At 60.8% G+C, this 24,665-nt stretch carries 24 protein-coding genes; 17 read left to right on the top strand and 7 right to left on the bottom strand.

Annotated elements, in window-relative coordinates; genetic code table 11:
• Positions 1-60 precede the first annotated feature (60 nt).
• From VOY09_RS11750 to rmuC, 8 genes are all read left to right on the top strand, one after another.
• On the top strand, positions 61-1,791 hold the full coding sequence (locus VOY09_RS11750) for a heparinase II/III family protein (RefSeq protein ID WP_322895001.1): 1,731 nt from the start codon (positions 61-63) through the stop codon (positions 1,789-1,791).
• Between the two features lie 9 nt (positions 1,792-1,800).
• Entirely contained in the window at positions 1,801-3,390 is a 1,590-nt protein-coding gene (purH, locus tag VOY09_RS11755) for a bifunctional phosphoribosylaminoimidazolecarboxamide formyltransferase/IMP cyclohydrolase (protein ID WP_322895002.1), read from the top strand.
• 10 nt (positions 3,391-3,400) lie between these two features.
• Entirely contained in the window at positions 3,401-3,874 is a 474-nt protein-coding gene (gene lspA / locus VOY09_RS11760) for a signal peptidase II (RefSeq protein WP_322895003.1), read from the top strand.
• Between the two features lie 52 nt (positions 3,875-3,926).
• Positions 3,927-4,130, top strand: a complete 204-nt coding sequence (locus VOY09_RS11765; protein WP_322895004.1) for a DUF3035 domain-containing protein — start codon at positions 3,927-3,929, stop codon at positions 4,128-4,130.
• A 90-nt stretch (positions 4,131-4,220) separates the two neighbouring features.
• Positions 4,221-5,552, top strand: coding sequence for a pitrilysin family protein (locus VOY09_RS11770; protein WP_322895005.1), 1,332 nt, complete (start codon positions 4,221-4,223; stop codon positions 5,550-5,552).
• Positions 5,552-6,862 carry a pitrilysin family protein gene (locus tag VOY09_RS11775; protein WP_322895006.1) on the top strand — a complete coding sequence of 437 codons (1,311 nt, stop codon included), beginning with the start codon at positions 5,552-5,554 and terminating at the stop codon, positions 6,860-6,862. Before VOY09_RS11770 ends, VOY09_RS11775 begins: the two co-directional genes overlap by 1 nt.
• Before the next feature lie 42 nt (positions 6,863-6,904).
• Positions 6,905-8,716: a DNA mismatch repair endonuclease MutL gene (gene mutL, locus VOY09_RS11780; RefSeq protein WP_322895007.1), complete on the top strand. Its 1,812-nt coding sequence runs from the start codon at positions 6,905-6,907 to the stop codon at positions 8,714-8,716.
• A complete protein-coding gene (rmuC, locus tag VOY09_RS11785) occupies positions 8,713-9,948 on the top strand; it encodes a DNA recombination protein RmuC (protein WP_322895008.1) in 1,236 nt (411 codons plus the stop codon). Before mutL ends, rmuC begins: the two co-directional genes overlap by 4 nt.
• Before the next feature lie 52 nt (positions 9,949-10,000).
• Here rmuC and VOY09_RS11790 read toward each other — a convergent pair whose 3' ends face one another.
• Both VOY09_RS11790 and VOY09_RS11795 read right to left on the bottom strand, forming a co-directional pair.
• Complete coding sequence (locus tag VOY09_RS11790) at positions 10,001-10,654, bottom strand: ChrR family anti-sigma-E factor (protein WP_322895009.1); 654 nt, start codon at positions 10,652-10,654, stop codon at positions 10,001-10,003.
• Between the two features lies 1 nt (position 10,655).
• Positions 10,656-11,312 carry a sigma-70 family RNA polymerase sigma factor gene (locus tag VOY09_RS11795; RefSeq protein WP_322895010.1) on the bottom strand — a complete coding sequence of 219 codons (657 nt, stop codon included), beginning with the start codon at positions 11,310-11,312 and terminating at the stop codon, positions 10,656-10,658.
• A 122-nt stretch (positions 11,313-11,434) separates the two neighbouring features.
• Between VOY09_RS11795 and VOY09_RS11800 the strand changes: the two genes are divergently transcribed.
• From VOY09_RS11800 to VOY09_RS11825, 6 genes are all read left to right on the top strand, one after another.
• Complete coding sequence (locus VOY09_RS11800; RefSeq protein WP_322895011.1) at positions 11,435-12,736, top strand: NAD(P)/FAD-dependent oxidoreductase; 1,302 nt, start codon at positions 11,435-11,437, stop codon at positions 12,734-12,736.
• Positions 12,733-13,488, top strand: a complete 756-nt coding sequence (locus VOY09_RS11805; protein WP_322895012.1) for a DUF1365 domain-containing protein — start codon at positions 12,733-12,735, stop codon at positions 13,486-13,488. Before VOY09_RS11800 ends, VOY09_RS11805 begins: the two co-directional genes overlap by 4 nt.
• Positions 13,485-14,711: an MFS transporter gene (locus VOY09_RS11810; protein ID WP_322895013.1), complete on the top strand. Its 1,227-nt coding sequence runs from the start codon at positions 13,485-13,487 to the stop codon at positions 14,709-14,711. The genes VOY09_RS11805 and VOY09_RS11810 overlap by 4 nt, the downstream gene beginning before the upstream one ends.
• Positions 14,712-14,714: 3 nt before the next feature.
• Complete coding sequence (locus tag VOY09_RS11815) at positions 14,715-15,287, top strand: DUF3833 family protein (RefSeq protein WP_322895014.1); 573 nt, start codon at positions 14,715-14,717, stop codon at positions 15,285-15,287.
• 1 nt (position 15,288) lies between these two features.
• Positions 15,289-16,026 carry an SDR family NAD(P)-dependent oxidoreductase gene (locus VOY09_RS11820; protein WP_322895015.1) on the top strand — a complete coding sequence of 246 codons (738 nt, stop codon included), beginning with the start codon at positions 15,289-15,291 and terminating at the stop codon, positions 16,024-16,026.
• Positions 16,027-16,098: 72 nt separating this feature from the next.
• Positions 16,099-16,425 (top strand): DUF3775 domain-containing protein, encoded by a 327-nt coding sequence (locus VOY09_RS11825; protein WP_322895016.1) that lies wholly within the window; start codon positions 16,099-16,101, stop codon positions 16,423-16,425.
• Here the strand turns inward: VOY09_RS11825 and VOY09_RS11830 are convergent.
• Positions 16,422-17,474: a saccharopine dehydrogenase gene (locus VOY09_RS11830; RefSeq protein WP_322895017.1), complete on the bottom strand. Its 1,053-nt coding sequence runs from the start codon at positions 17,472-17,474 to the stop codon at positions 16,422-16,424. The two genes, VOY09_RS11825 and VOY09_RS11830, sit on opposite strands and share 4 nt — an antisense overlap.
• A 10-nt stretch (positions 17,475-17,484) precedes the next feature.
• The gene (locus VOY09_RS11835; protein ID WP_322895018.1) at positions 17,485-18,129 is read right to left on the bottom strand and encodes a histidine phosphatase family protein; all 645 of its coding nucleotides are present in this window, start codon (positions 18,127-18,129) and stop codon (positions 17,485-17,487) included.
• Between the two features lie 437 nt (positions 18,130-18,566).
• On the opposite strand from VOY09_RS11835, the gene VOY09_RS11840 reads away from it, so the two are divergent.
• On the top strand, positions 18,567-18,899 hold the full coding sequence (locus tag VOY09_RS11840; RefSeq protein ID WP_322895019.1) for a hypothetical protein: 333 nt from the start codon (positions 18,567-18,569) through the stop codon (positions 18,897-18,899).
• Between the two features lie 146 nt (positions 18,900-19,045).
• On the top strand, positions 19,046-21,088 hold the full coding sequence (gene recQ, locus VOY09_RS11845) for a DNA helicase RecQ (RefSeq protein WP_322895020.1): 2,043 nt from the start codon (positions 19,046-19,048) through the stop codon (positions 21,086-21,088).
• A 123-nt stretch (positions 21,089-21,211) separates the two neighbouring features.
• On the opposite strand, the gene VOY09_RS11850 is transcribed toward recQ, so the two are convergent.
• From VOY09_RS11850 to VOY09_RS11860, 3 genes are read right to left on the bottom strand one after another with little or no spacing between them, the layout of a single operon-like run.
• The gene (locus VOY09_RS11850) at positions 21,212-22,255 is read right to left on the bottom strand and encodes a succinylglutamate desuccinylase/aspartoacylase family protein (protein ID WP_322895021.1); all 1,044 of its coding nucleotides are present in this window, start codon (positions 22,253-22,255) and stop codon (positions 21,212-21,214) included.
• A complete protein-coding gene (gene rimK, locus VOY09_RS11855; RefSeq protein ID WP_322895022.1) occupies positions 22,252-23,157 on the bottom strand; it encodes a 30S ribosomal protein S6--L-glutamate ligase in 906 nt (301 codons plus the stop codon). The genes VOY09_RS11850 and rimK overlap by 4 nt, the downstream gene beginning before the upstream one ends.
• A complete protein-coding gene (locus tag VOY09_RS11860) occupies positions 23,154-23,624 on the bottom strand; it encodes an ATP-dependent zinc protease (protein WP_322895023.1) in 471 nt (156 codons plus the stop codon). Before VOY09_RS11860 ends, rimK begins: the two co-directional genes overlap by 4 nt.
• A 107-nt stretch (positions 23,625-23,731) precedes the next feature.
• Between VOY09_RS11860 and truB the strand changes: the two genes are divergently transcribed.
• Positions 23,732-24,637: a tRNA pseudouridine(55) synthase TruB gene (gene truB, locus VOY09_RS11865; RefSeq protein WP_322895024.1), complete on the top strand. Its 906-nt coding sequence runs from the start codon at positions 23,732-23,734 to the stop codon at positions 24,635-24,637.
• Positions 24,638-24,665: the final 28 nt, after the last annotated feature.

Genomic DNA, 24,665 nt, shown 5'->3' on the forward strand with positions numbered 1-24,665 from the left:
CGCTTTTCTATGGTCCGCGGGAATCCGGGCCGACCCGGCACAACCCCAAGGCCGCAACCAATGGCACATTCCACGACATGGCAGGACCGTCTGGCCGCGTATTTCGACCGCCGCCATGCACGTCGTGCGGGGCGTGCCACTGTGACCACCGCTTTTACCATGCCGCCCGAGCCGCGTGGAATCGGGCTGGTGGTCAAGGGGCAGCAGCTGATTGCGGGCGAGTTTTTATTTGCTGGTCGCCGGTTCAGCGATCCTGGCCTGTCAATCTGGGATCTCGGCGCAAATGATCCTGCGACCACGGCAGAGCTGCATGGCTGCGGCTGGCTGGATGATCTGGCCGCCCTTGGCACTGGCCCTGCGCAGATCAAGGCGCAGAGCTGGGTCTTTGACTGGGTCGTACGCTATGGCGCGGGCGACGGCCCCGGCTGGCAGGTGCCGGTCACGGCCCAGCGGCTGTCCGCCTGGATCAGCCATAGTGACCTTTTGCTGCGCGGGCAGAGCAAACGCGCAGTTGCCGCTTTCATGCAAAGCCTTGCACGGCAGGCGCTGTTCCTCGGGCGGCGCTGGCCGCGCGACCGAGACAGCATCGCCACTTTGGCAGGTGTGATCCATGCGGGCGTGATACTGGACGGCATGGCAGGGCCGGTTGATCCGGCGGTCAAAGCCTTGGCCGCCACCTGTCAACGGCAGATTGACGCCACGGGCTGTGTCCCGTCGCGCAACCCAGCTGCCTTGCTCGCCATTCTGACGGATCTGACCAATAGTGAGCACATATTGACAGAGGCCGGGCGGACCGTGCCAGCCGAAATATCTGAAACGATCGCCCGTATCGTGCCGGTCTTGCGCGGCTTGCGCCATGCGGATGGCGGTTTGCCCCGGTTCCATGGCGGCGGGCGCGGGGCAGATGGCGCGCTTGACGCAGCACTGTCCATTTCCGGGGTCAAGACCCCGGCGACGCACCCGATGGCAATGGGATTTGTCCGGCTGACTGCCGCGCGCAGCAGCCTGATTGTCGATGCCGCTGCGCCGCCGGTCGGGCGTGCCTCTGTCGATGCGCATGCCAGCACCTTGGGGCTGGAATTGACGTCGGGCCGTCGCCCCCTGATTGTAAATTGCGGGTCTGGCGCGCAATTCGGTGATGATTGGCGGCGCGCCAGCCGCGCCACGCCGAGCCATTCGACACTGGGCCTTGAAAGTGTGTCATCGTCCCATCTGGGCCAGACACCCGACGAATGGCTGAGCGATGTGCCAAGCCTTGTGCGCGCCGAAGCGACAGCGGATCACACAGGCCGCAGCCTTGAATTGTCGCATAACGGTTATCAGCGCAGCCATGGCTTGACCCATGCGCGACTGCTGCATCTGTCCGCCGATGGGCGCGGTCTGACGGGCGAGGATCTGCTGACCACGCTTGGCCCTGCGGATGAAGCGCAGTTTGACCGCGTCTTTGACCGGACGCTGCGCGCCGGTGTCGGTTTCGCGATCCGGTTTCATCTGCATCCGGACGTCACCTGTGCAACGACGCTGGATCATACGGCAGTCACCTTATGGCTGAAATCCGGGGAAATCTGGATTTTCCAGCATGACGGGGCAGCGCAACTGGCGGTCAGCCCATCAGTTTATCTTGAAAACGGTCAATTAAAGCCGCGTGCCGCGCAACAGGTGGTTTTATCCGGCAGCGCTTTGGCCTATGCGACACGCGTCAGGTGGTCGCTGGCGAAGGCAGAGAATACACCGCTTGCGGTGCGTGATCTGGCCCGGGCGGACCCGCTTGACGTAGCTGATCAGACCTAGAGGAATGCGATGACCGACCAAGCCCCCCTGCGCCGCGCGCTGCTTTCTGTTTCCGACAAGACCGGGTTGATCGACCTGGGGCAGGCCTTGGCCGCACGCGGGGTCGAGTTGTTATCTACCGGCGGCACTGCCAAGGCTTTGCGCGAGGCGGGGCTGGAGGTGCGCGATGTGTCCGATTTCACCGGCTTTCCCGAAATGATGGATGGCCGCGTCAAGACGCTGCATCCGGTGGTGCATGGCGGCTTGCTGGCGCGGCGCGATCTGGAAAGCCACCGCGATGCGATGGTGGAACATAATATCGGGCCGATCGATCTGCTGGTGGTGAATTTGTATCCGTTCGAGGAGACTGTCGCCAAGGGTGCCGATTTCGACACCTGTATCGAGAATATCGATATCGGCGGTCCTGCGATGATCCGCTCTGCCGCCAAGAATCACGCCTTTGTCTCGGTCGTGACCGATGTGCAGGATTATGAGGCGTTGCTGGCCGAGATGGATGCCAATGATGGCCAGACCACGCTGGCCTTGCGGCAGCGGTTGGCGCAGACGGCCTATGCCCGCACGGCGGCCTATGACACGGCGGTCAGCACATGGATGGCCGGGGCGATCAATGCAGACACCCCGCGCCGCCGGTCATTCAGCGGCACCTATAAGCAGACGATGCGTTACGGTGAAAACAGCCATCAGAAGGCCACGTTTTATACCGATGGCACGGGTCGCCCCGGTGTGGCGACAGCTTTGCAGCATCAGGGCAAGGAATTGTCCTATAACAATATCAACGACACCGATGCCGCCTTTGAACTGGTGGCGGAATTTGATCCGGCCGATGGCCCTGCCGTCGCGATCATCAAACATGCCAACCCCTGCGGTGTGGCGCGGGGTGCGACATTACTGGAGGCCTATCAGAATGCTTTTGACTGCGACCGCACCAGCGCTTTTGGCGGGATCGTCGCGCTGAACCAACCGCTCGATGAAGCGACAGCCAAGGCGATTGTCGAGATTTTCACCGAAGTCGTGATTGCCCCCGGTGCGTCTGATGCGGCTAAGGCGGTGTTCGCGGGCAAGAAAAACCTGCGCCTGTTGACCACCGATGGCCTGCCGGATGTGAAGGCACCGATTACCACCTATCGGCAGGTCGCGGGGGGCATGTTGGTGCAGGACAAGGACACCGGCCATGTCGGTCTGGACGATCTGAAGGTCGTGACCAAGGTAGCCCCGACCGAGGCGCAGATGAAAGACCTGCTGTTCGCGTGGAAAGTCGCCAAACACGTCAAATCCAACGCGATTGTCTATGTGAAGGATGCCGCGACCGTGGGTGTCGGCGCAGGCCAGATGTCGCGTCTGGACTCGGCCCTGATCGCGGCGAAAAAGGCCGAGCGTATGGCCGAGGCGATGGGGCTGCCTGCGCCGCTGACCATCGGCTCTGCCGTGGCATCTGACGCTTTCTTTCCATTCGCCGACGGCTTGATGGAAGCCGCTGCCGCCGGGGCCACTTGCGTGATCCAGCCGGGTGGGTCGATGCGCGATGACGAGGTGATCGCGGCTGCGGATGAGGCCGGCATCGCCATGGTCTTTACCGGCATGCGCCATTTCCGGCATTAAGGGGACCACGATGCGCCTGATGTTCTGGACCGGATTCTGGGTCTTTCTGATCGATCAGATCAGCAAATATTTCGTCGTTCACTGGCTTGGCCTGATCAACGAACCCACCGGATATATCGAGGTCTGGCCGCCTTTCATCGAATTCCGCATGGCCTGGAACCGGGGGGTCAATTTCGGGCTGTTTGCTGATTATGACATGCGCTGGGTGCTGATCGCGATTGCGCTGGTGATTAGCGCGGGGGTGATCTGGTGGCTGAACCGCACCGGCGGGACGAAATGGACCTATATCGCGGGCGGTATCCTGATTGGCGGTGCTTTGGGCAATGTCATCGACCGGATCATTTACGGGGCCGTTGCGGATTTCCTGAACATGTCCTGCTGTGGGATCAATAACCCCTATGCGTTCAATGTCGCCGATATAGCAATTTTCGCGGGGGCCATCGGCTTGGCCTTCCTCGCCGATGATGGCAAGAAACGCGCGTGACCTTGGCGGTCGCATGCGTTAACCATTGTGCAGTATGCGGATAGGATATGCGATGCGTGCCTTTATTGTTTCCATTCTTGCCCTTGTGGCGCTGACGGCTTGTGGCCGGAACGATGGCGGCGGGCCGCAATTCGGTGTGCCGGTTGCAGTCCCGGCAGAACAGGCCGTGACGCCCTTCAATCCGTTGCAAATGCCCGCGACAACCGCCCTGCCCCCGCCGACGCCGGGGCAAGGCAACCGGGCGGACCCCCGCTGACAGGGCAATCTCACAACCGCGTATGACGGGTTGAACATCTGCGCTTGCAGCGTAGCTTGTGCGGCATTCAACCAATCTGTCGGAGGTCCCGTGACCCGCTTTTTTGCTGCATTCTTTCTGATCGTTCTGGCGGTCAGCGCCAAGGCCGATGAGGTCACGACCTACACGCTCGACAACGGGATGGAGGTTGTCGTGATCGAGGACCGCCGCGCCCCTGTCGTGGTCCATATGGTTTGGTACAAGGTCGGGTCCGCCGATGAACCGACCGGGCAATCCGGCATCGCGCACTTCTTTGAACATCTGATGTTCAAAGGCACTGATATGCTCGAACCCGGCGAGTTTTCGCAGGTGGTCGCCGAAAACGGCGGCAGCGACAATGCCTTTACCAGCTATGATTACACCGCCTATTTCCAGCGGATCGCGTCAGACCGGCTGGATCTGATGATGCAGATGGAATCGAACCGGATGAACAATCTGGCGCTGACCGAGGATGACATCACCTTTGAACGCCGCGTCGTGCTGGAGGAACGCAACCAGCGCACCGAAAACAACCCCGGTGCTGTCGCGCTTGAACAGCTGATGGCGGCGCAATACCAAAATCATGGTTACGGGTTGCCGATCATCGGCTGGCAGCATGAGATTGAAGAGCTTGATATGCCGGAATTGCTGGATTTCTATCAGCGGCATTATGCGCCCAACAATGCCGTGCTGGTCGTCGCCGGCGATGTGGATGCCGAAGACGTGCTGGCCTTGGCGCAGCAATATTACGGCCCCCTGCAGCCCAGCGCCGATCTGCCCGACCGTGCCCGCCCGATCGAGCCGCCCCAGCGCGCCGAACGCCGGATCACCTATGCCGATCCGCGCGTCAGCGTCCCCTATGTGACCCGCAGCTATCTTGCCCCCGAACGCAACAGCGGCGCGCAGCAAGAAGCGGCAGCGCTGGTTTATCTGGCGGAATTGCTGGGCGGGTCGCCTTTCACCTCTGCCCTTGGTCGGGCGCTGCAATTCGACAGCCAGATCGCGCTTCAGGCCTCTGCGTCTTATTCGGGCATGTCGCTGGACCAGACCACCTTTTCGCTGGCCGTGGTCCCCGCCGAAGGTGTGAGCCTGTCAGAGGCCGAGGCCGCGATGGACGCCGTGATCGCCGATTTCATGGAAAATGACATCGACCCCGCAAGGATGGAGGCGATCCGCACCCAGCTGCGCGCCTCTGAAATCTATGCGTTGGACAGCACGCAAGGGTTGGCGCAACGCTATGGCGCGGCGCTGTCATCAGGCCTCACGGTGGAGGATGTGCAGCAATGGCCCGACATCCTGCAAGCGGTGACGCCGGAGCAGATCAAGGACGCGGCGGAAAAAGTATTTAACCGCAATCAGGCTGTCACCGGCTGGGTCGTCGCCAATCAAGAGGAGGCACGCTGATGCTGCGTATTCTGACAGCCCTGTGGGTCGCCCTGATTGCCAGTGCCGCACAGGCCGAGATTGATATTCAGGAAATCACATCGCCCGGCGGGATCAACGCCTGGGTGGTGGAAGAACCCAGCATCCCCTTTGTCGCGCTGGAAATCCGGTTTCGTGGTGGTGCCTCATTGGACGCCCCCGGCAAGCGTGGTGCGGTCAATCTGATGGCGGCGCTGCTGGAAGAAGGCGCCGGTGATCTGGATGCGCAGGCGTTTCAGACCGAGCTGGAAAGCCTTGCCGCAAGGTTCAGCTTTCGCGCCAGTGACGACACGATCAGCATTTCTGCCCAGTTTCTGACCGAAAATCAGGATGACGCGCTGGCCCTGCTGGAACAGGCGCTGATCAACCCCCGCTTTGACCAACAAGCGTTGGACCGGGTGCGCGCGCAGGTATTGGCAGGCATTGCCAGCGACGCGCTGAACCCGCGCAGCATTGCCAATGCGGCGCTGAATGCGGCAGCTTTTGGTGATCATCCTTATGGCACGCCGCTGGATGGCACCGCGGAAAGCGTCACCGCCCTGACCCGCGACGATATCATCGCCGCGCATCAGAACACGCTGACACGCGACCGGCTTTATGTCTCGGTCGTGGGTGACGTTGAGGCGGATGCGGTGGGGCCAATGCTGGACGCCTTGCTGGGCGATCTGCCTGCGGAAGGGCCAGCTTCGCCCGCAGATGTGGAGTTTGGCCTGCCCGGTGGCGTGACGGTGATTGATTTCGACAATCCGCAATCCGTCGCCCTGTTCGGTCATGAAGGAATGAAGCGCGACGATCCCGATTTCTTTGCCGCCTATATCATGAACCACGTGCTGGGCGCGGGTGGGTTCCAGTCCCGCCTGATGACCGAGGTCCGTGAAAAGCGCGGGCTGACCTATGGGATCGGCAGCTATCTGGCGCCGATGTTTCATGCAGAAATGATACTGGGCAATGTGGCATCTTCCAATGCCACCATCGCAGAAGCAATTGAGGTCACACGCGCGGAATGGGCGCGCATGGCCGAGGAAGGGCTGACCGAGGATGAACTGGCCGCCGCGAAAACCTATCTGACCGGGGAGTATCCTTTGCGCTTTGACGGCAATGCAGAGATTGCGGCGATGATGGTGGGGATGCAGATGATCGACCTACCGCCTGATTATGTGATCAACCGCAATGATTATATCGAGGCTGTGACACTGGACGAGGTCAACCGCGTTGCATCTGAATTGCTGCAACCGGATGATCTGCATTTCATCGTTGTGGGCCGGCCTGAGGGGCTGGTGTCGACCGAGTAAACCCCTCTCGCAGAATCGCTGCTGTCTGCTATAACTTGTGGGATGAACACACCCGCCCCCCAGATGCAGACCCGCCCGGTGATCCGGCAATTGGACGAGGCCGCGATCAACCGGATCGCGGCAGGCGAGGTGTTGGAACGCCCCGCCTCTGCCGTCAAGGAATTGGTGGAAAACAGCGTTGATGCGGGCGCGACACGGGTGGAGGTGGTGATCGCCGATGGTGGCAAGACGCTGATCCGGGTCAGCGATGATGGGTTCGGGATGGCGGCGGATGATCTGCCGCTGGCCCTGTCGCGCCATGCCACGTCGAAGATTGATGGATCTGATCTGCTCAACATCACCTCTTTCGGGTTCCGGGGGGAGGCTTTGGCATCGCTGGGTGCCGTAGGTCGCTTGCTGATCACGAGCCGCGTCGCGGGCGATGATGCACATAGTATCGCCGTTTCTGGGGGCCGCGTCAGCGATGTGCGCCCTGCGGCGCTGAGCGCGGGCACGGTGGTTGAGTTGCGTGATATGTTCTACGCAACCCCTGCCCGGCTGAAATTCCTGCGCACGGATAGGGCCGAGGCGCAGGCGGTGAGCGATGTCATCAAACGGCTGGCGATGGCGGAACCTTTCGTGACCTTTATTCTGCGCGATGCCTCGGGCGGCGATAACCGCGTGGTGTTTCGCGCCGATGCCCAGAGTGGTGATCTGTTCGATGCATTGCATGGGCGGCTGCAAACCGTGCTGGGGCGCGACTTTGCGGAGAATGCCTTGCGCATTGATGCGGAACGCGACGGGTTCCACCTGACCGGCTATGCCGCTTTGCCCACCTATTCGCGGGGTGCTGCGGTTGCGCAGTTTCTGTTCGTGAATGGCAGGCCCGTGCGCGACAAGATGCTGCTGGGTGCCTTGCGCGCCGCCTATATGGATGTGCTGTCGCGCGACCGGCATCCGGTGGCGGCTTTGTTCGTGGATTGCGACCCCACGCTGGTCGATGTGAACGTGCATCCGGCAAAATCAGAGGTGCGGTTTCGCGATCCGGGTGTGGTGCGCGGGCTGATCATCTCTGGCCTGCGGCATGCTTTGGCGGGGGCGGGGCATCGGGCGTCCTCGACTGTCGGCACTGCTACTTTGGGCGCGATGCAGCCGCAGGGAGCCGCACCGCGCGTCTATCAGATGGACCGCCCCAGTTTCAGCGCCCGGTCGATGACGTTTCAGGCGCAGGCACCGGGGTTTGCGGAAATGCCGTCGGGGCGGGTTGAACCGCCCGGCGATGACAGTGGCGATGACCTGCCTTTGGGCGCGGCGCGGGCGCAGGTGCATGAGAATTACATCATCGCCCAGACCGCCACCGGCATCGTAATTGTCGATGGACATGCCGCGCATGAACGGCTGGTTTATGAGAAACTGAAGGCCCAGATGGCCGCCAATGGCGTGGCGGCGCAGGCCTTGCTGATCCCGGAAATCGTGGAATTGTCAGACCATGAAACCGCCGCCTTGCTGGATATCGCGGATGATCTGGCGCGGTTGGGCCTGACGATTGAACCTTTCGGCGGCAATGCCATCGCCGTGCGTGAAACGCCTGCGATCCTGGGCGAGGTCAACGCCAGCGCCATGCTGCATGATATTCTGGACGAATTGGCCGACCAAGGCGACAGCGCCTCTGTGCAGGCCCGGATCGAGGCGATCCTGAGCCGGGTCGCCTGTCACGGATCGATCCGCACGGGTCGGCGGATGCAGGCGGCGGAGATGAACGCGCTTTTGCGCGAAATGGAAGCGACGCCGCATTCGGGGCAATGCAACCATGGGCGGCCGACTTACGTCGAACTGAAACTCTCCGATATTGAAAGGCTGTTTGGCCGCACATGATCCAGATTGGTGATAATATTTACGCGTTCAGCGACCCTGTTGTGCTGATCGTTCTTGGCGCGCTCGGCGCTTTGCTGCTGATCCTGATCCTGCTGATCACGACTCTGCGGCGGTCGAGCAAATCGGGTGAGGCGGTGGATTACGTCGCCCATCAGGTCGGGCGGCTGTCGCAGGATATGATGGGTCTGGCGCAGGGGCAGAATCAGCTTGCGGGCAATATCCAGACGGTCAGCGATGCGCAGGCCAATGCGCAGGTGCGGGTGATCCAGACGATGGAAACACGGCTGGCGCAGGTCCAGGCGCAGGTCGCCGAACGGCTGGCCGATAATGCGCTGAAATCGGCGCATTCACTGGCGGAGATGAATGAACGGTTGAAGGAAACCCTGACGGGGAGTTCCGAGAAGACGACAAAGAGCCTGACCGAATTGCAGGAACGGCTTGCCACCATCGACCGCGCGCAGACCAATATCGAAAAACTGTCCGGCGATGTGCTGTCCTTGCAGGATATCCTGTCGAACAAGCAACGGCGCGGGCTCTTCGGGGAAATCCAGCTGACCGATATTGTGTCCAAAGCGCTGCCAACGGATAGTTTTACGCTGCAAGCGACATTGTCGAACGGCAAGCGCGCGGATTGTCTGGTGCATCTGCCCAACCCACCCGGGCCGATTGTGATTGACGCGAAATTCCCGTTTGAATCCTATGAAGCACTGGCCCGTGCCGAAACGCAGGATCTGCAAAAGATCGCCTTGCGCGATCTGGGCAATGCGGTGCGCAAGCACATCAAGGATATTTCCGACCGCTATATCATCGAAGGCGAAACCGCCGATGGCGCGATCATGTTCCTGCCGTCAGAGGCGGTTTATGCCGAGCTTCACGCCCGCCTGCCCGAGGTGGTGCGGGCAGGTTTCGATGCCCGTGTCTGGATCGTGTCGCCCACGACCTGCATGGCGACGCTGAACACGATGCGCGCGATTTTGAAAGATGCGCGGATGCGTGAACAGGCGGGGGCGATCCGCAAGGAATTGTCGCTGCTGGGCGGGGATGTGGACAGGTTGGTGACGCGGGTCGGAAATCTTGACCGGCATTTCGGGCAGGCGGCGAAGGATCTGGAAGATATCAAGATATCCGCCGAAAAGGCGGGCAAACGGGCGCATCGGTTGGATAATTTCGATTTCGCCGAAATTGCGCCAGATGAGGCACCGTTGCCGATTGCGCCGCGTGAGGCGGGGTAAAGCCCACCCTACAAATCACTAGCGTAGGGCGGGGTTTACCCCGCTGCCCCCGTCAAATCCCGATGAACCTCTGCGCCAGACGCGGCATGAACCCATTGAACCGCAAGGGCGCATCTGTCGCGGCGAGGCAGATGCAATCCATCCCCGCCTCTGCCACCGGCGTATGGTTCAGATCTTCATTCGCGATTTCGATATCACCCGTGCCGAACCGGTCGGTTTCATCAACAAATGCGCCTTGCAGCACAAGTGTCAGTTCCAGCCCGCGGTGCCCGTGATCCGGCACAGCTGTACCCGCAGGAATCCGCAGCAGGCGCACGCTGGCGCCGCCATCGGTGTTCAGCACCATCTGGCTGACGCCGCCACCGACACGGCGCCATTTGACTTTGTCCAGATCGCCGCCCGCGTAATCGCGCAATGGTTCGGGGAAAATACTGGCCACCTGTTTCGGCTTGGCGGGTTTGACATGGCGGGTCGCACTAATCCGCGACATCGCCGTGGCCAACGCATCCTCGGCCATGGAGACAGGATCGCTGTCCAGCATCACTTCGCCACCCACCGCATCATATCCGGCCAAGGCAGCGCGGCAGGTGTCGCACATGGAAATATGCGTGGCGACGACAAGGTTGAACGCCTCTGGCAGGGTGCCAGCGGCATAGCCCATCAGCAGGGCATCGGTCAGGTGGTGTTTGATCTTGTTCATCGTCATGTCACTTCATTGTATGGCGCAGGCGTTCCAGCGCCAGCCGTATCCTTGATTTGATCGTCCCCAGCGGCAGGCCGGTTTCAGCGGCGATTTCGCTATGGCTCAACTCACCGAAATAGGCGCGTTCGATCAGTTTTCTTTGCTCTGCGGGCAAAGCGGCAAGCGCCTCACCTAATTGTTCTGTTTCCTGCTGCAACCCCATCGCATCGGCCTGATCAGGCTCTGCCTCAGGGCCCCAGGGAAGATCCTCTGGCTCGGGCCGCTTTTGTTTGCGCAAAATGTCGATCCGGCGGTTCCGGGCGATGGTGAAAATCCAGGTGGATACACTCGCCTTGGACGGATCGAACAGATGGGCCTTGTTCCACAGGGTCACCATCACCTCTTGCGCGCATTCTTCGGCCACATCCGGGCTGGCCCCCGATTTCATGAGGAACGATTTCACCCGTGGTGCAAAATAGGCGAACAATTCGGCAAACGCCGCCTTGTCCTGACGATCGCGCACAGCGGCGACCTGTGTCACCCAGGCCATCCGCTTGGTCGTTGCCTCTGCCGTCACTTGCCTTGCCCCCATGCTGCGCAACCGCGCTTTGCTTGTCTTAGCATAGACAGGCATCATCGGAACTGCATCTGCTTTCGCAAGGGTAAGTGTTTCGATCAACATGTGTTTATTACGCCGCGCGTCTGACGCTGGATCAGGGGCATAAAAACTTTTTACGTGATCCGACAAATTTTGGGCTACGTAACGTGTCTAAGAAGAACCGCATGAGGCAGCAGGAGTAGCCAGTGACATTTTTACGACCGGGGCCCTGTGTGCCGCAGAAGATTGCCGTGATCGGCGCAGGGATTTCCGGCATGGGGGCAGCGCATGCATTGGCGACCGATCATCAGGTGGTGTTGTTTGAGGCAGAGACCCGCCTTGGCGGTCATGCGCGCACCCGGATGGCGGGCAAAAATGGCGATCAGCAGGTTGATACCGGGTTTATTGTGTTCAACTATGCCAATTACCCGCATCTGACGGCGCTGTTCGATCAGCTTGCTGTGCCTGTCGTCAAAAGCAATATGAGCTTTGGCGCGTCTTTCGGCGGGGGCCGGTTGGAATATGGACTGGCCAGTCTTGATGCGCTTTTTGCGCAGCGGCGCAATGCGGGCAACCCGCGGTTTTTGCGCATGGTGCGTGATATTTTGCATTTCAACAAACATGGGCTGGCGGCCAGTCAGGATCAGGGTCTGACCATTGGCGGGCTGTTGCAGAAACTGCGTCTGTCGGATTATTTCCGCGACCATTATCTGCTGCCATTCTCCGGCGCGATCTGGTCGACGCCGAAGGAAAAGATCCTCAACTTTCCGGCCCATGCGATGATGACGTTTTTCGACAATCACGCGTTGTTGGGTGCGACCGGCCAGCATCAATGGTATACGGTGGAGGGCGGATCGCAATCCTATGTGTCCCGACTTGGCGCGGATATGGAAAAGCGCGGCGTGGAATTGCGCCTTGGTGCCGCAGTCGATGCCGTGCGCCGCAATCCCGGCGGGGTCGAGGTGAAGGCAAAGGGCAGCGATTGGGAACATTTCGACGAGGTGATCTTTGCCAGCCATTCTGACCAGACGCTTGCGATGCTGATTGATCCGTCAGAGGCAGAGCGCGGGATGCTGGGTGCGGTGCGCTATCAGCCGAACCGCGTGGTGCTGCATTCCGACACGTCGATCATGCCGAAACGGCGGCAGGTCTGGTCGTCCTGGGTTTATTGCGAGGATGCGGGACATCAGGGTGGTGAGATTGATCTGACCTATTGGATGAACTCTCTCCAGCCGTGGCTGAAGGGCGAGGATCTGATGGTCACGCTGAACACCCGCCGCCAGATCAGGGAGGAATTGATCTGGGACGAGGTGACCTTGCATCATCCGGTCTATGACCTTACCGCCTTGGCCGCGCAGAAAACGGCGGCGGCGATGAATGGCACGAACCGGACGTGGTTCTGCGGCGCGTGGATGAAGAACGGATTTCACGAAGATGGTTTGTCCAGCGCGCTGGATGTTGTGGGAAAACTGAACGCGTCAGACCGCATGACGATGGCTGCAGAGTGACCGCGCCCATCCATCATATCGCGGGCGAGACCTATCATGGGCGTCGGGGTGCTGTGAAAAACGCGTTTCGCTATTCCATCGATTATGTGCTGCTGGATGCAGAGGCGGGTCTGACAACACCAAGGCTGTTTGCCCGCAATGCAGGCAACCTGATGTCGCTGCATGACAGCGACCATGGCGGTGCGCCAAAACAGGGGCGCGGGGCGGCCTGGGTGCGTGATATGCTGGCGGCGCATGACGTGCCGCCACCTGACCGGATCATGCTACTGGCGCAGCCGCGCGTGCTGGGCCATGTGTTCAATCCGGTGTCGTTCTGGCTTTGCTATGATGCGGGCAGCCTGACGACGATCATTGCCGAGGTCAGCAACACATTCGGCGACCGCCATTCCTATTTGTGCCGTCACGATGACGGGCGCGCGATCACCAAGGCAGAGACGTTGGCGGCTACCAAGGTCATGCATGTTTCACCTTTTCAGCCGATTGAGGGCGGATATGTGTTCCGCTTTGATATTCAGCCTGACAGTATCGGCGTCTGGATCGATTATACCCGTGGCAATGGCGGGCTTATCGCCACGCTGACCGGCGCACGGCGGCCCATCACCAATGGCAGCATCATCCGCGCAGCGCTGCGCCGTCCGTTCGGGTCGCGCCGGGTGCTGGCGCTGATCCACTGGCAGGCGGTCAAACTGTGGTGGAAAGGGGCGACGTTCCGGTCGCAACCAGCCCCACCGCAGGATGAAGTCAGCCGATGAAAGCCCTGACCGACCGCCTGCCCGCCTATAGCCTCTTCGCTGCGGTGCTGTCGGGGGCCGGGCTGCCGATCTATATCTACGCCCCGAAATATTACGCCGATACTTATGGGGTCAGCCTGACGGCGCTGGGTGCCCTGCTCTTCGCCTTGCGGCTGTTCGATGTGGTGCAGGACCCTGTGCTGGGCTGGATCAGTGAACGGCTGACAAAGGCCAAAAAGCTGGCGATCACGCTGACTGCGCTAGCCTTGGCGCTGTCGATGATCGGGCTGTTCGCGGTCGCCCCGCCCATCGCGCCGTTCTGGTGGTTCGGGCTGGCAATCACCGGGCTGTTCACGGCGTTCAGTTTCCTGACGATCAATTTCTACGCCCAAGGCATCAGCAAAGCCGGCAACGCCGAGGGCGGGCATGTCCGGCTGGCGGCCTGGCGCGAAAGCGGGGCTTTGCTGGGGGTCTGTATCGCTGCCGTGATCCCGACGCTGCTGATGGATATCACCGCCAATCCTTTTGCGATCTTCGCCTATGGCTTTGCCGTGGTCACGCTGATTGCGGCGTTTTTCATGTGGCCGGAATGGAAAGGCCGGGTCACGCAGGAACCCTCCCATATCCGCGATATCATCGCTGACCCCATTGCGCGGCGGCTTCTGATCCTCGCGCTGGTCAATGCCACGCCGCTGGCGGTGTCATCGACATTGTTCCTGTTTTATGTCGAAAGCAGGCTTGGCGCGCCGGGCTGGGAAGGGGCGCTGCTGGTGCTGTTTTTCCTTGCCGCTGCGCTGTCATCGCCGCTCTGGTCGGCCCTAGCCCGCCGGTTCGGGGAAAAACCTGTGCTGCTGTCGGCCATGGTGCTGGCCGTCGCATCCTTTGGTTATACGCTGACATTATCAACCGGCGATGTGATCCCCTTTGCGATCATCTGCGTATTAAGTGGAGCAACGATTGGGGCAGATCTGACCTTGATGCCCGCCATGTTCGCCACACGGATGGCGGTGATTTCACCGACCGGCGGGCAGGGGTTTGGGCTGTGGTCACTGGTGAACAAATTCACTTTGGCTTTTGCCGCCGTGGTGTTGCTGCCGCTCTTGGAACGGTCAGGCTTTGCCGCAGGGGCGGCGGATCTGCCTGATCAGGCGCTGACGATGCTTACGGTGCTTTATGCGCTGGTGCCGTCGCTGTTGAAACTGGTGGCGATTGGCTTGCTGATCGGAACCAAGCTGAAGGAATAAGGAATGTCGGTTCTTGGTGGCATTGTGATCGGGGCGGCGCTGGTGGTGGTGGCCCTGATCGCGCGGACACGTCTAGCCTCCTTCATGGCGCAGAAACCCGGCGATTATACCGATGGCCCAAGGTTTGACATCCGCGAAAAATTCAACGGCCCGCTTGTCTGCGAAGGGGTGATGTATGGCCCCACGGGCCGTGTCGTCTCCCGCTTCGTCGCGGATTTCGAGGCGTCGTGGAACGGCAATATCGGCACGATGGTGGAAAAGTTTCGTTACGACAGCGGGCTTCAGCAGGACCGGTGCTGGACCCTGACATTATCCAATGATGGCACGATCAAGGCCGAAGCGCCGGATGTTATCGGCGCAGGGGTGGGCCAGCAGCAAGGATCTGCCATTGTGTTGAACTACCGCATAAAACTGGCCAAAGAGGCTGGTGGTCACGCGCTTGATGTTACAGACTGGATGTATCTGACATCAAACGGGTCGATCATGAACCGCAGCCAATTCCGCAAATTCGGGATCAAAGTTGCCGAATTGGTCGCCACAATGCGGCCGCGCGATCAGGCCTATGCGGGAGAATGACGTGAAAGATTGGCAAGGAAAACGCTATTGGATTGTCGGCGCAAGCGAAGGGTTGGGGCGCGAGGTCGCCTTTTGCCTGAGCCGTGCGGGGGCAGAGCTGATCGTTTCCGCGCGGTCCGAGGATCGTCTGCAAGACCTTGTCGAGGATTTGCCGGGCAAGGCGACTTACGTCACCGTCGACGTGACTGACCGCGCAGCGGTGGAGAAAGCCGCCCTTGAGGTCGGGCCGATTGACGGCGTTGTCTATCTGGCTGGTGTCTACTGGCCGATGAAGTCGCAGGACTGGGACAATGAAAAAGCCGATATGATGGGCGAGGTCAATTTCCTTGGCGCGTCGCGTGTCGTGGGATCGGTGATCAAGGATATGGTCGCGCGCGATCTGGGCCATATCGTGCTGGTCGGGTCCCTGTCGGGTTTTCGCGGCCTTCCCGGTGCCATCGGCTATTGTTCGTCCAAGGCTGGCATGATGGCGCTGGCGGAATCCATGCAGGCCGATCTGCACAACACCGGCGTGCAGGTGCAATTGATCAACCCCGGTTTCATCAAGACGCGGCTGACCGACAAGAACGATTTCAAGATGCCTTTCATCATGGAACCGCAGGATGCCGCGAAAGAGGTGTTCGAACATATGACCACCGAAGGGTTCAAGAAAAGCTTCCCGATGGTGTTTTCATGGGTGTTCCGCCTGTCGCAATTCATGCCCGACTGGATGTATTTCCGCCTGTTCGGCGCGAAATAACGCCTGACCCTTGCGCTGGATCAAGGCTGCTTGTGTTATGATGACGCAAGGCTGGCGCAAAGGAGAACCAACATGCTGCCGATTTCATCCGACAAGGTGGCCGAGGTCATCATCCTCGCCCGCGAACTTGACCGCGCCGAGAATGAATTTGACGGTTTCGTTGACCGCCTGAACGAAGATGAACAGGCCGGGCTGGTCGCCGTGTTCTGGATCGGGCGTGGCACGTTTGAGGCGGACGATCTGGCCGAGGCTGTGCGGACCGCAATGCAACAGGCGGATACGCCGACGGCGACTTACCTCAAACGATCCCCGCATCTGGCCGACCATCTGGAAAGCGGGCTGGAGGCTTTGGGTATCGACAGCAGCGAAGTCGAGGATGAGCTTTATCGCCCGGTTTAGGCCATCGCCCGGTCGAACCAGCCCTGCGCGCGCGACCAGACCCCCGATTGCAGATCATCCAGCGTCAGCAAAGACGGCAGCAATTGATCGGCGAAATCCTCGCTGCTTTCCGTTGGCAGCATGGATGGCAGATTGTCGATCGCGGTGACATCCAGCACAGGATGATCCTGCACCCGCAAGGCCGGTGCTTCCCATGTCGTGGTCCGGTCATAAACCTTGATCGGGGAAAAATCGCTGTCGGGGTCGCAGGCGATATCGCCGATCACTGATAGGCGGCGCTGTGCGACCTTGGCACTGGCCGGGACAAAAACCGGCGTGCCGGGGCGGGCGAGGATGCAGTTGAGAAAGATATCATGCGCCAGCACTTGCGGAAAAGGCCCGCCATGCGTGGTTTCGGCCATGTCCCATTTGGTGACCGGCACGCCCATCGCCTGACACAGATCCGCCGCCCCTGCCCCCACGCGCCCCAAAGCGCCGATGATCAGCGCGGTCGGCCTTGCGGTGCCCAGCGCCACCAGCCCGCTTTGCAGATCGCCCAGCAGATGTGCGGCTGACGGATAGGCGCGCACCGGCCCCGCCACCTGCCCGCTTTGCTGCGCCATCCAGCACAGCAGCGCGACCGCGGCCCCGGCATAGCCCGCCCAATAACCAAAGGCGGCGACGCGGCGGCCATTGTCATCGGTCAGATATTCCAGATCGAGCAAAGTGCCGCCACCGGCACGGAACCGGTCCAGCAGGACCTGACCGGCAGGTTGGCCTTTATAGGCATGACCGAACATGATGTGGCGGTGGCGCAGCGGGGTGCCATCGTCGGGCAGTTCCTTGAGGCCGAAGATCATCGCCTCCACCGGCGCATCGGGCCATGAGAATTCCGGCGCGACAGCACATCCGACAGCCGCATAATCCGCAATCGGGATGATCCGCTGCTGACTTTCCTCGACCGTTATCTGAAACCCCGCCGCGATCAGCTTGGCAGCACCTTGCGGCGTTAGCCCGACCCGTTCTTCATGCGGGCGGCTTTCGGCGCGGACCCAAAGGTGGATTGTCATATCAGCCCTTTCAATAATGCGTCACGGCATAGGCGCGGTCAGGCCGGTCCAGATGCGGCACCGCGTTGAAACTGGCCAGAATCGGCCCCTGCGGGATCACCTGCACCCGGTGCAGGGATGAATTCATGATCGGCAGCAGGATATGCGCCATCCGGGTCGGATCAAGCTCCAGCAGATGCCGGATGATCATCCCGATCACCCCACCCGAGGTGACGCAAAGCACCCGCACACCGGGTTGTGCCGCCTCGGCCAGCACGCCGGTCACGCGCTGCTCGAACGAGGCGAAGGTTTCCACGCCCATAATCTCGGCCCGGTGCCAAGCCTGCATGACCTGCGGCACATGGGCGGCAAATTCATCGGGGCCGGGAATCGGCACGCCATGCACATCCTGCATCGCGCGGCCAAGGTTGAAGTAATCCATCTCGTTCAGACGCGGGTCGATCTGCGGATCGGCATAACCGATCCCGGCGGCGGTTTCACGGTGCCGGCGCAGGCTGCCGCTGATCACCTTGTCGAACGGCCCTTCGCGGTCGCGCAGATAATCGCCGAGCCAGCGGGCCTGCTGATGACCCAGATCGGACAATCTGTCATAGCCTTCTTCGTCAGTGGCGGCGGAATTGGCCTGTCCATGCCGGACCAGAATGATTTCACCCATCGGATTCTCCTGTTTGGCGACAGGGTTAAGGGCTGTTGTGGGTGATGACAACGGCCCGAAACCCGGTGATTCATTGTGATCTGATCACGGCGGCGCGAAGCGACTGAAACAATCACCGAAAACAGATTTGCGTGAGCAGAAAGTTTGTGAACGACATTTCTGAAACTCGCCAGATCGCGGCTATCGCTCTTTCCCGCCTCGCACGGAAAACCGCATAGTTAAGTGCGCCAGTGCACAGAAATATGACAGTGGAAAGTAATTTTTGAATTCAAGCGCAGAACTTGATCACATTCAGTCTTCTTTTCGTGATCAAGCTGCCTCTTTCCGAAGCCTGAGAAAAGGATGATCTGTTCTTCACCGGCAGCAAAACAACACGCTGTCACGTCACCCCAAACGACGTCTCCACGCCGTTAACCAATTGAATAGGAAACAGTATCATGTCCATTAGAGCATTCGCTCTCGCCGCAGTCACACTTGCTGCCACTGCCTCTGTCGCTTCGGCCAACAGCTATTTCGAGCTGCCACGCGCCCAGAACACCACCAGCACTGTCGAGCTGGGGATTGTCCGCGCCGCAGGCGACGGTGTGGTCGAAATCTACGACTATCGCACCGGCACCCAAGGTGATCTGCTGGGCACACAGAACGTGCGTGAAGGCGCCAACTCTGACGTCCGCGTCAACACTGGCAACGTTGTCCGTGATAACGTGATCGCCGTGCTGAAGGTCGATGGCGAAGTCGTCGCCTCCGAAACATACCGCATCAACCGGTAATTTCTGACACCTCCCTGTCACGCTTGGCCGTCTCTGGAATCAGAGGCGGCCTTTTGCGTCTTTGCGTCCGGGAACGGGTTGTTCACCGATTCCGGTTATGGGATGGATGCCGGTAATCAAGAAAACAAAGAGACAGGTCCCCCTTCATGCCCGCTGCCGATCTTTTGCGCGATGTCTTTGGCTTTGACGCCTTCCGGCCCGGCCAGCAAGAGATTGTGGAGGCTGTGGCCTCTGGTCAGAACACCTTGGCCATCATGCCCACGGGTGGCGGTAAATCCCTGTGTTTCCAATTGCCTGCCCTGATGCGCCATGGCGTGACCGTGGTGATTTCCCCGCTGATCGCCCTGATGCGCGATCAGGTCCGCGGCCTGCGCGAGGCGGGTGTCAGTGCCGGTGCCCTGACATCGGGCAACACGGAGGAAGAGACAGAGGCGGTCTGGGCCGAGCTTGAGGCCGGGACGCTGAAACTGCTCTATATGGCGCCTGAACGCCTGTCTGCCGCAGGCACAACGCAGATGCTGCACCGCGCCGGTGTCAGCCTGATCGCCGTGGACGAGGCGCATTGCGTCAGCCAATGGGGCCATGATTTCCGCCCCGATTACCTGCGCATCGGTGAATTGCGCGAGGCGCTGGATGTGCCCTTGGCTGCCTTTACCGCCACAGCGGATGCGGAAACGCAGGCGGAAATTGTGCAGAAACTGTTCGCAGGCCAGCAGCCTGCAACCTTTCTGCATGGCTTTGACCGGCCCAATATCCATCTGGCCTTTGCGTCCAAAGACGGCCCGCGCCAGCAGATCCTGAGCTTTGCCGCCGCGCGCAAAGGGCAATCCGGCATCGTCTATACCGGCACCCGCGCCAAGACGGAAACGCTGGCGCGTGCTTTGGCCGAAGCCGGGCATCTGGCCTGCCATTACCACGGCGGGATGGAGGCGGAGGACAGGCGTATCGTCGAACGGCGGTTCCAGCAGGAGGATGGCTTGATCGTCTGCGCCACGGTCGCTTTTGGCATGGGGATCGACAAACCCGATATCCGCTGGGTCGCGCATGCCGATCTGCCCAAGTCGATTGAAAGCTATTATCAGGAAATCGGCCGTGCGGGCCGCGACGGCGCGCCTGCCGAAACGCTGACGCTGTTTGGCCCTGATGACATCCGCTATCGTCGCCAGCAGATCGACGAAGGCTTGGCTCCTGCCGACAGACGCGCCGCTGATCATGGCAGGTTGAACGCATTGCTGGGGCTGGCAGAGGCTTTGCAGTGTCGCCGTCAGACGCTTTTGTCTTACTTTGGCGAAACCAGTGAGCCCTGCGGCAATTGCGATCTCTGCGATAAACCCGCCGAGGTGTTTGATGCCACCACACCGGTGCGCATGGCGCTGTCCGCTGCTTTGCGCACAGAGGAATATTTCGGCGCGGGCCATCTGATCGACATTCTGCTGGGACAAGCCACCGACAAGATCAAGGCGCGCGGGCACGACAGCCTGCCGACTTATGGTGTGGGCAAGGAATACGACCGCCGCCAATGGCAGGCGATTTTCCGGCAGATGATGGGGCATGACCTGCTCCGCCCCGACCGCGACCGGCATGGCGCCTTGCGCATGACCGACCACGCCCGCCCGATCCTGCGCGGAGAGGCGACGATCATGCTGCGCCGCGATACGATCACCGCTGCCAAGGGGTCGGGGCCAAAGGTGCATACTTTGGTCAGCGAAGATGACGCGCCGCTCTTGTCCGCGCTGAAGGCGAAACGCCGGTTTTTGGCGGAACAGGCCGGCGTGCCCGCCTATATCATCTTCAACGACAAGACCCTGATCGAGATGGCCGAAAAGCGCCCCGCGACGCTGGATGATATGGCCCATATCGGCGGGGTCGGGGCCAAGAAGCTGGAAAGCTATGGGCGTGCTTTCCTTGAGGTGATCGCAGGCGAGGCGGAAAACCTGCATCCCAGCCGCCGCAAGCTGGCAGGCAAGGATGAAGGGTTGATCTACGACCGCCTGCTGGCTGCGCAAAGCGCCCTGCTGCGCGGCCCACATGGCGCGGATAAACCGATGACCTGTTCCGCCTCGATGCTGGCCAAGGTGGCGCAATTGCGCAACGCCGATATCACCAGCCTGACAAGGCTGATCGGTGAGCGGCATGCCGAGCGGTTTGGCGAGGCGTTTCTGGAGGTTCTTGCGTCACACGAGAGCTAGCAAAGGGGCTCTGCCCCTCGCGGTGGCCGCTGGCCACCGCTCACCCCGGAGTATTTCTAGAAAAAAGAAGATGTAAGGGGCAGACCGCGACAATTCGGCAGGTATTTGGCGGGCCGGGCAGGTTCAAATAATCTCATCCTCGTCAAAGAGCGGCGCTTCTTCCAGTTGCGCCGCGAGGTCGCCCACGGCAGCTTCTGCCGCATCGGCGGATTTGACGGCGGCGACGTGGAACAAGGCGTCGCCTTCATGGACGATGGGCATGACGGCGCGGCCGACGATGATGCCTGCATAGCCGGTGCGCACCTCGACCTCGCCGCCGCCAAACGGGTCAGAGATTGCGGCGACCAGATCATCCAGCGCCACGACGTCGCCTTCGGCTTTGAACATCCGCAGCAGCCCCCCGGCGGGGGCGCGCACCCAATGGCTGTTGGAACAGACCAGAGGCTGCGCCTTGGCGGCGGCGATACCTGCCTTGGGCAAAAGCCCCACATCTTTCAGTACCCGCAGGATGCCTGCGAGGCCCGCACGCACCGACATCTCATCAAAGCGCATCCCCTCGCCCGCCTCATAAAGCAGGACATCGACACCTTTCTTCTTGGCCTCCAGCCGCAGAGACCCGTCGCGCAACGCGCTGGTCAGAATTACCGGCGCGCCAAAGATCCGGGCAAGGCGCATGGTTTCGGCATTGCTGCTCGACACACGGACCTGCGGCAGGTTGGTGCGGTGGATCGCGGCGGAATGCAGATCGATGCCAAGGCTGCAACGTTCGACAATCTCAGTCATGAAAATATAGGCGAGCCGCGAGGCGAGCGAGCCATTGGGCGAGCCGGGAAAACAACGGTTCAGATCGCGCCGGTCAGGCAGATAGCGCGAATGATTCAGGAACCCGAATGTATTCACGATCGGCACCACAATCAGCGTTCCCGCCACGTTCTTCAGCGTCCCGGTGCGCAGCAGGCGGCGGACGATTTCGACGCCGATCACCTCATCGCCGTGGATACCTGCGCTGACAAAGACGCATGGCCCGTCATTGCGCCCATGGATCACATGTGCGGAGAGGGTGACGGGCGTGTAGTCCGACAAAGTGCTGACGGGGATATTGACGGTTCTGCGGGTTCCGGCTGCAACCTCTTCGCCGGCAATCGTAAACGGGGCGCGTGACTTCATCCTTTGCCTTTGGTCCTTGTGGCGTTGGGTTTGGCGTTCTTTTCGATATATTCGATGATCATGCCGGCAATATCCAGCCCTGTCGCCTTTTCCACGCCTTCCAGACCCGGGGATGAATTCACCTCCATCACCACCGGCCCATGATTGGCGCGCAGCATATCGACGCCGCAGACATTCAACCCCATCGCCTTGGCCGAGCGGATCGCGGTGGAGCGTTCTTCGGGCGAGAGTTTGATCAATTGCGCCGATCCGCCACGATGCAGGTTGGAGCGGAATTCCCCCTCTGCCCCGGTGCGTTTCATCGCAGCGACGACCTTGCCGCCGATGACGATGGCCCGGATATCGGTGCCGCCCGCCTCTTTGATGAATTCCTGCAGCAGGATGTTGACGCCCGCACCGCGAAACGCCTCGACCACGGATTTGGCGGAACGGTCAGTGTCGGCCAGCACGACGCCGATGCCTTGCGTGCCTTCCAGCAGTTTGATCACCACAGGCGCGCCACCGGCGAGTTTCAGCACTTCCTCGGTCTGGCGTGGGTCATGGGCGAAGGTCGTGACCGGCAGGCCGATACCATCGCGCGCGAGCAGTTGCATGGAGCGCAGCTTATCCCGTGACCGGCCAATGCCGACGCTTTCATTCAGCGGGAACACGCCCTGCATTTCAAACTGGCGCAGCACGGCCATGCCGTAAAATGTGACCGATGCCCCGATGCGCGGAATGACGGCGTCGTACCCGACCAGTTTTTCGCCGTTATAATAGACCTCTGGCCGACGCGAGGCGATGTTCATGTAACACCGCAAAGTGTTAATGATATCAAGGGTGTGGCCACGCGCTTCGGCGGCTTCTTTCAGACGCCGGTGGGTGTAGAGTTCGGCGTTGCGGGCGAGCATGGCGATTTTCATAATGCGGGGCTTTCAAATTGCGGTTTGTCGCTGACCAGATACGATTGTCTGGCATGAACAGCGATGTTTTTATGACGGAGCGCCCGACGCCCCAGGATCAGTGGAAACCGCATCGTGCCCCGGTCAGTCAGGGATATGTCGATCTTCCACTTGCGTCCGGCAAGAATCATCGGGGTGCGGATCACGATCCGGGTTTCCGGCGTGCCGCTGGTATTGGTGATATCACGCTTTGTGAAGACGGGGAATTCACAGATGCGCGGGGGCGTGCCGGGGATATCGGGGCTGCGGAAGCGGACCCATTTGATCCCGTCGCGCTGGAAGGTTTCGATGTCGTCCGCATGCAGCGCCGTGGTCTTGGCGCCGGTATCAACCTTGACCGCGAAATCCTGCAAACGCAGGTCGGGCAGGCTGATACATTCCAGCCAGCCGATGATCAGCAATGGGGTCTCGGTCTTGGACGATTTCATCGGGCGATCCTGCAGCGTTTCGGTTCAGCCACATTGCGCGATCCGCATCGGCTTGACCAGTGCTGCACAGCCGCATAGCTAGCCCGCAACGGATTAAGGGTAAGATCATGGCGCGCAGACGCAAGGGACGCGATATTTCAGGCTGGCTGGTGGTGGATAAACCGGCGGGAATCACCTCGACCACGGTGGTCAACCGCGTGCGTTGGGCGTTCGAGGCGAATAAGGCCGGTCATGCGGGGACGCTCGACCCAGAAGCGACAGGCGTGTTGGCTGTCGCTTTGGGCGAGGCGACAAAGACCGTGCCCTATATCACCGATGCGCTCAAAGCTTACGTTTTCACCGTGCGGCTGGGGCAGGCCACCAATACCGATGATGCCGAAGGCGAAGTGATCGCCACCAGCGACCTGCGCCCCGATGATGACGCGATCAAGGCCGCGTTGGCCGGGTTCATCGGCGATATCATGCAGGTCCCACCACAGTTTTCCGCCGTCAAAGTCGACGGCCAGCGCGCCTATGCCAAGGCGCGGGCGGGCGAGGAAATGGAACTGGCCGCGCGGCCCTTGTGGGTCGAGGAATTGCTGCTGGCCGATCGGCCCGATGCGGATCATGTCGTGCTGGAAATGACCTGCGGCAAGGGCGGCTATGTCCGCTCTATCGCGCGCGATCTGGGTGAGGTGTTGGGCTGCAAGGCGCATGTCCGGTCGTTGCGCCGGATCTGGTCGGGGCCGTTTCAGGCAAGTGACGGGATCACGCTGGACCAGATGGATGCGATTGCGCGCACGCCTGAACTGGATGCGCGGTTGCTGCCGCTCGAGGTTGGTCTGGCCGATCTGGTCGAGGTCCGCTGCCCTGCCGAAAGCGTGGCAAAACTGCGCAACGGCAATCCGGCAACGGTGATCGCCAATGGCGTCGAATATGGCGAGGAAGTCTGGGCCAGCCATGACGGCCAGGCGATTGCCATCGGCAGCTATCGCGGTGGCGAATTGCACCCGGCGCGGGTTTTTGTCGCGTAAGGTGGATTACTATCCACCTTACCTGCCA

The organism is Yoonia sp. 67-2 (genome assembly GCF_035117555.1).
Classification (GTDB): Bacteria; Pseudomonadota; Alphaproteobacteria; order Rhodobacterales; family Rhodobacteraceae; genus Yoonia.